The 6,000-nt window shown below is 60.7% G+C and carries 7 protein-coding genes and 4 tRNA genes; 6 read left to right on the top strand and 5 right to left on the bottom strand.

The genetic code is table 11. From position 1 onward, the window contains the following. The first annotated feature begins 140 nt into the window (after window positions 1–140). From GJ668_RS12860 to GJ668_RS12835, 6 genes are all read left to right on the top strand, one after another. Window positions 141–635 carry a hypothetical protein gene (locus GJ668_RS12860; RefSeq protein WP_343032213.1) on the top strand — a complete coding sequence of 165 codons (495 nt, stop codon included), beginning with the start codon at window positions 141–143 and terminating at the stop codon, window positions 633–635. 91 nt (window positions 636–726) lie between these two features. Next, window positions 727–800, top strand: a tRNA-Gly gene (locus tag GJ668_RS12855). Window positions 801–869: 69 nt separating this feature from the next. Continuing rightward, window positions 870–1,937, top strand: a complete 1,068-nt coding sequence (gene mutY / locus GJ668_RS12850) for an A/G-specific adenine glycosylase (protein WP_155450548.1) — start codon at window positions 870–872, stop codon at window positions 1,935–1,937. A gap of 75 nt (window positions 1,938–2,012) precedes the next feature. Beyond that, on the top strand, window positions 2,013–2,285 hold the full coding sequence (locus GJ668_RS12845; RefSeq protein WP_155450547.1) for an oxidative damage protection protein: 273 nt from the start codon (window positions 2,013–2,015) through the stop codon (window positions 2,283–2,285). Window positions 2,286–2,408: 123 nt separating this feature from the next. Then, window positions 2,409–2,484: transfer RNA gene (locus GJ668_RS12840), tRNA-Phe, on the top strand. 122 nt (window positions 2,485–2,606) lie between these two features. Beyond that, entirely contained in the window at window positions 2,607–3,431 is an 825-nt protein-coding gene (locus GJ668_RS12835; protein WP_155450546.1) for a Fic family protein, read from the top strand. Window positions 3,432–3,441: 10 nt separating this feature from the next. Here the strand turns inward: GJ668_RS12835 and GJ668_RS12830 are convergent, their stop codons facing one another. The 5 genes from GJ668_RS12830 to csrA all read right to left on the bottom strand — a co-directional run bounded on the left by GJ668_RS12830 (window position 3,442) and on the right by csrA (window position 5,941). After that, the gene (locus GJ668_RS12830) at window positions 3,442–4,719 is read right to left on the bottom strand and encodes an O-acetylhomoserine aminocarboxypropyltransferase/cysteine synthase family protein (RefSeq protein ID WP_155450545.1); all 1,278 of its coding nucleotides are present in this window, start codon (window positions 4,717–4,719) and stop codon (window positions 3,442–3,444) included. 83 nt (window positions 4,720–4,802) lie between these two features. After that, window positions 4,803–4,889: transfer RNA gene (locus GJ668_RS12825), tRNA-Leu, on the bottom strand. Window positions 4,890–4,961: 72 nt separating this feature from the next. Beyond that, the gene (locus GJ668_RS12820) at window positions 4,962–5,378 is read right to left on the bottom strand and encodes a tetratricopeptide repeat protein (RefSeq protein ID WP_155450551.1); all 417 of its coding nucleotides are present in this window, start codon (window positions 5,376–5,378) and stop codon (window positions 4,962–4,964) included. Between the two features lie 126 nt (window positions 5,379–5,504). Further along, window positions 5,505–5,595 (bottom strand) — tRNA-Ser (locus GJ668_RS12815). A 124-nt stretch (window positions 5,596–5,719) separates the two neighbouring features. Continuing rightward, window positions 5,720–5,941 (bottom strand): carbon storage regulator CsrA, encoded by a 222-nt coding sequence (csrA, locus tag GJ668_RS12810; protein ID WP_155450544.1) that lies wholly within the window; start codon window positions 5,939–5,941, stop codon window positions 5,720–5,722. Between the last annotated feature and the right edge of the window lie 59 nt (window positions 5,942–6,000).

The raw sequence follows: 6,000 nt of genomic DNA, 5'->3' as shown, positions 1-6,000 counted from the left end.
GTTGCGATTCAGTGCCTCAAGCAACTCTTTATCGCTTTGGGCGTACGTTGGCATGGCAGGAGCCTCACAAGACAGTTCCATGGAACCTACAGTTTAAGCCAGCGCATCAGTTATGGTCGCACCCCGCCACGGCCAAGGTCTTGAATCACGATGGCTGGCTACATACAGGTGATCAGGCGCGTCTTCAGGATGGCCATATCTTCATCACCGGCCGCATCAAGGACATCCTGGTGCTCTCCAACGGCGAGAAGGTGCCGCCGGCTGATCTGGAGATGGCCATCGGACTGGATCCGCTCTTCGATCAGGTCATGGTCGTGGGCGAGGGTCACTCCTATCTCAGCGCGATCCTGGTGCTCAACGCTGATCTCTGGCCGGGTATCGCCCACGAACATGGACTCGACCCGAACCTGACGGAGAGTCTGCACGATGCTCACCTGCACAAGGACATCATCAAGCGTCTGCGGCTGGCGTTGAGCGACTTCCCCGGCTATGCCAAGATCCGGCGCGTCACCCTGACCCTGGAACCCTGGTCGATCGAGAATGGCCTGCTGACGCCGACCCTGAAGATCAAGCGCAACCGCATCATGGAGTATCACGCCGCGGCCATCCAGACGATGTACGGTGGTGATGGCTGAGGCTGACCGCGACCTGAGTCGATCGCGCGCAACTGCGGAGCATTCGAGGCTTGCCAAGGTTGAGGGGTCGGCCTAAACTAATCGGCCTGTCGCGGGTGTAGTTCAATGGTAGAACAGGAGCTTCCCAAGCTTCTAACGTGGGTTCGATTCCCATCACCCGCTCCAATCCGCCCTCGCTCGCGGCGTGCCGAGCGACCTCCGATCCTCCCTGACAGTCCTCGTTTGCAACCGCCCATGATCGCGTCACCGGAGGCGTTTCCAGCCATGGTGCTGGACTGGTTCGACCAGCATGGCCGTCACGATCTGCCCTGGCAGCGCAATCCGACGCCCTATCGGGTCTGGGTCTCCGAGATCATGCTGCAACAGACTCAGGTCAGCGTGGTCATCCCCTATTTCGAGCGCTTCATGGCGTCCTTTCCGACGCTCGCCGAGCTGGCCTCGGCTGAACTCGATGCTGTGCTGGCGCACTGGTCGGGGCTTGGCTATTACGCCCGCGCGCGCCATCTGTATCGCGCGGCGGTGCTGATCGCCGATCAGCATGGCGGCGTCTTTCCGGACGACTTCGCGGATGTCCAGAATCTGCCGGGCATTGGACGCTCGACGGCCGGGGCGATTTTGTCGCTGGCGTGCGGGCAGCGTCATCCGATCCTCGACGGCAACGTCAAGCGGGTGCTGGCGCGTGTCTTCGGCGTCGACGGCTGGCCCGGACAGAGTGCGGTGCTGGCCGAACTCTGGCGGCTCGCTGAACACTGTACGCCCCAGTCCCGCGCGGGGGCGTACAACCAGGGGATGATGGATCTCGGGGCCACGCGCTGCACCCGCACCCGACCGGACTGTGCGCGTTGTCCGCTCGCCGCCTGCTGTGTAGCTCAGCTCCAAGGGCGCCAGCGCGAGCTACCGGCGCCGCGTCCGCGTAAAGAACTCCCGACGCGCGCCACGACCCTGCTTGCCATTCTCGACCCGTCGGGTGAAATCCTGCTCGAACGTCGTCCGCCGACCGGCATCTGGGGCGGACTCTGGAGTCTGCCTGAGACCGGCGTTTCGGCCTCGGACATCGAGTCGATCGCCGCTTGGTGCCAGGATCGGCTCGGCGTTCGGCCCGAGCGGGTTGAAAGGCTCGCTGAGCGCCGTCATACCTTCAGTCACTATCATCTCAGGATCGAGCTGGCCCGAATCGAACTGGGTGCCTATCCGTCAGGGGTTCAGGACGGTTTAGGTGTCCGCTGGAGCGCGCCGCAAACGGTCGGCGATCTCGGTCTACCCGCGCCGATCGCCCGGATCCTCGCCGACCTGAGCCTGTAACGCGAATCCAGCGCGAGTGATCGCCAAAGTTCACAGGACTGATCGTCAAACGTCGTTGGGAGTGAGAGATTCACCATGAGCCGTACTGTTCACTGCATCAAACTCGGCCGCGAGGCCGAGGGACTCGACCGTCCCACCTACCCCGGTGATCTGGGCCGGCGCATCTTCGACCAGGTCTCCAAGCCGGCCTGGCAGGACTGGCTGCGTCATCAGACCATGCTCATCAACGAAAACCGCCTCAGCCCCATGGACCCCAAGGCGCGTCGCTTTCTCGAAGAGCAGATGGAGCGCTATTTCTTCGGCGATGGCGTTGAGGCGCCGGCAGGTTATACGCCGCCGGCGGCTTGAGGCGTTCGCTTCTGCCGGGCGCTTGTTGGTGATTTTTTCAGGCTCAGTGGTTGACAAGCCGAATCGAGATCGGTTTAATACGCAGCTCGACCGGCAGCCCGAACTGATCGGTTGAAGATTTAAGCCTAGGTAGCTCAGTTGGTAGAGCAGCGGACTGAAAATCCGCGTGTCGGTGGTTCGATTCCGCCCCTGGGCACCAACAAAAACAGCCGGTTTGGTCTCACGACCAGCCGGCTGTTTTCTTTTGGGTTTTTTCCGCCGCAGAATTTCGATTTCAGCGTGAACTTCGTGGTCAAAGATTTGGGCTAACAACATCACCTGATGGCCATCACCAACCTTCAAGCCTTTCAGGGACTCGACCCCGATCTGCGCGCGGCCTTGCTCGCCCAGATCCGCGATCTCTGGACCCATGGCTCGACCGCCATCGAAGGCAATACTCTGACCCTTGGTGAGACCAAGTTCGTGATCGAGGAAGGGCTGACGGTCTCAGGCAAGCCGCTCAAGGACCACCAGGAGGTCATGGGTCATGCGCGCGCCATCGAGCTGATCTACGCCTGGCTCAACGAAGACCTGACGATTGAGCGGCTGTTCGATCTGCATCGCGCGATCCAGACCCAGGTCACACTGGACATCCTTAAACCCTTTGGCGCCTGGAAGCGCGAGCCCAACGGCACCTATGCGGTGACACCTGATGGTCTGCAAACATTCATCGAATACGCCGCGCCCGAACATGTACCGGCCCTGATGGCGGACTGGCTCGCGGAGCTGAAGCGCCTGGCAAACGACACACTGAGTGAGCCGGAAGCCATCGACGCCTATGCCCATCTGCACCTCGGATTCGTGCATATCCATCCCTTCTGGGACGGCAATGGACGGCTGGCCCGACTACTCGCCAATGTGCCGGTGCTGCGCTCGGGCTACCTTCCGGTCGTGATCGATGTCAAGGACCGCAAGCACTATATCGATACTCTCGCCGAATACCAGTTGACCGCTGGTGCCCTGACCCCGGCGACGGGGGTCTGGCCGCAGGCCGACCTGGAAGCGGATTTCCAGACCTTCTGCCACGCCGCCTATGCCGCGACACGGGCGCTGGTCGAACAGGCCCATGCGCAACAATCCCGTCGCCGCGCGCGTCAGGAGCGGTAAATATCGCTCCTCAATCGGCCGCTGCAAGCGCCTGATCCAGATCCGCGATGATGTCGTCGATATGCTCGATACCGATCGAGAGTCGGATCAGATCCTCAGAGACGCCAGCGCGCGCCAGCTCTTCGGGCGACAACTGCCGATGCGTGGTCGTTGCCGGATGGCACGCCAGTGTCTTGGCATCGCCGATATTGACCAGCCGCACGGCTAGCTTGAGCGCGTCGATGAAGCGACCGCCATTCTCGCGTCCGCCCTTGATCCCGAATGACAGGATGGAACTCGCCTTGGCTCCATCCATGTATTTCTGGATCAGCGGATAATCGGGGCTATTCGGCAGGCCGGCGTAACGCACCCAGGCGACCTTGGGATGATCCTTTAGATAGTTGGCCACAGCGATGGCGTTCTCGCAGTGCCGATCCATGCGCACCGGCAGTGTTTCGATGCCCTGCAGGATGAGAAAGCTGTTGAACGGCGAGATGGCCGCGCCCATGTTGCGCAGCGGTACGACACGGGCTCGCGCAATATAGGCGGCCGCCCCCATCGCCTCGGTATAGACCACGCCGTGATAAGAGATGTCCGGCTCGTTGAGCATCGAGAACCGCTCGGCGTGCTCAGCCCAGGGGAAACGTCCCGAGTCGACCAGTGCCCCGCCGATGGTGGTGCCATGTCCGCCCATGTACTTGGTGAGCGCATGGACCACGATGTCGGCGCCATGCTCGAACGGCCGGCACAGATAGGGCGTGGGCACGGTGTTGTCGACGATCAGCGGCAGACCATGCGCATGAGCCATGTCGGCCATCGGTGCGATATCGGCGACGTTGCCGGCAGGATTGCCGATGGACTCGCAGAAGACGGCCCTGGTGCGCGCGTCGATTTGTGCCGCCATGCCATCGATGTCGTTGGGCGCGGCAAAACGGACCTGGATGCCGAGACGCGGCAGGGTATGCGCAAAGAGATTGTAGGTACCCCCGTAGAGCGTCGACACTGCGATGATATTGTCCCCCGCCTGAGCCAGGGTGAAGATCGCATTGGTCACCGCCGACATGCCCGAGGCCAGCGCCAGTGCGCCGATACCGCCCTCCAGGGCTGCCACGCGCTTTTCGAGCACGTCGCTGGTCGGGTTCATGATGCGGGTATAGATGTTGCCTGCGACCTTGAGATCGAACAGATCCGCGCCATGCTGCGTGTCGTCGAAAGCGTAGCTGGTGGTCTGATAGATGGGCGTGGCCACCGATTTGGTGGTCGGATCCGGCTCAAAGCCGGCGTGGATGGCCAGGGTTTCGATCTTCATAACGCATTCCTCAAGCGGCTCGACGAGGTCTGAAAAAAGAAAAGGCCAAGCTTTTTGAAGCCTGGCCTTTTGCGCGAAGATGGTGGTACCGAGGGCCGGACTCGAACCGGCATGGGGTCGCCCCCGTCAGATTTTGAGTCTGATGCGTCTACCAATTTCGCCACCCCGGCAACGCGGACGCGGATTATAACCAATTCAAGCGGCGAATGGGAGCGCTAATCCAGGCCGTGCGGCACCAGCGTTTAGCGCTCGTCGAATCCTGCCAGCTTATAGAGACGCTTCGCCTCCTCCAGATCCTGCTCCACGCCATGGCCTTGCTCATACATCATGGCCAGGGTGGTCAGAGAGCCAACAAGTCCCTGATCAGCGGCCTTTTTGAACCACTCGATCGCTTTGGCGGGATTCTTGTCGGTACACTCGCCTTCCATATACATGAAGGCCAGGCCATGTTGGGCCAGCCCGAGTCCTGCCTTGGCGGCATTCTTCATATAGCTGTAGGCGATCAGCGGATTGGGCAGCATGCCGAGACCGTTCTGGGCCATGATGGCCATGCGGTACTGGGCCTCGACCTGGCCTTGCTGAGCGAGCGGAGCAAGTAGCCCCACGGCACGCGAGAATTGCTTGGATTCGAAGGCTGCGATACCGCTGGCCAAATCCATATCGAGTGCATTAGGTTCGTCGCTCACAGGACTTTACCTCAGGCGAGACCGATCCGGCGCGGTTTGTGAAGGGCGATCCAGGAGGAGGCGGATCGTGTCGATTGACGGATGAACACCGTAAGGAATTGGCGGAGAGAGAGGGATTCGAACCCTCGATAGGGTATTAACCTATACTCCCTTAGCAGGGGAGCGCCTTCAGCCACTCGGCCATCTCTCCGTGAGAGTTCAAGTTCGAATATTGCCGCCTCAGCTTGCAAACATCTTGATCGATATTTCATGCCTTGACCATCGAACAGGCCGGGCATGATAACACGCCCGACCAAACTTTCCAACACTTCAAATCAGTCGTACTGAGCGGGCGGCTGACCCACGATGGGTGCATCCTGGCTGGCACCGGCTTGCTCGCGCTTGATGCGCTCATAGATCTCTTCACGATGCACAGCCACGTCCCGCGGGGCATTGACGCCGATCCGGACCTGATTGCCCTTAACGCCGAGGACGGTCACAGTGACTTCGTCACCGATCATCAGCGTTTCGCCAACCCTGCGAGTCAAAATCAACATTGTCTCGGTCTCCCTAAATGAATCCCTAAAAATCCGATTACATGAATGATTCATCCGGC

It is taken from the genome of Allochromatium palmeri (genome assembly GCF_009720725.1).
GTDB classification, from domain to species: domain Bacteria; phylum Pseudomonadota; class Gammaproteobacteria; order Chromatiales; family Chromatiaceae; genus Thermochromatium; species Thermochromatium palmeri.
Note: the sequence above shows the minus strand (reverse complement) of the source record. Positions and strands in the feature narration are given on the sequence as shown.

Excerpts from the sequence above, each read along its gene's own strand:
- mutY (WP_155450548.1), top strand. The coding sequence starts at position 870 with ATGATCGCGTCACCGGAGGCGTTTCCAGCCATGGTGCTGGACTGGTTC.
- GJ668_RS12845 (WP_155450547.1), top strand. The coding sequence starts at position 2,013 with ATGAGCCGTACTGTTCACTGCATCAAACTCGGCCGCGAGGCCGAGGGA.
- GJ668_RS12835 (WP_155450546.1), top strand. The coding sequence starts at position 2,607 with ATGGCCATCACCAACCTTCAAGCCTTTCAGGGACTCGACCCCGATCTG.
- GJ668_RS12830 (WP_155450545.1), bottom strand. The coding sequence starts at position 4,719 with ATGAAGATCGAAACCCTGGCCATCCACGCCGGCTTTGAGCCGGATCCG.
- GJ668_RS12820 (WP_155450551.1), bottom strand. The coding sequence starts at position 5,378 with ATGGATTTGGCCAGCGGTATCGCAGCCTTCGAATCCAAGCAATTCTCG.
- csrA (WP_155450544.1), bottom strand. The coding sequence starts at position 5,941 with ATGTTGATTTTGACTCGCAGGGTTGGCGAAACGCTGATGATCGGTGAC.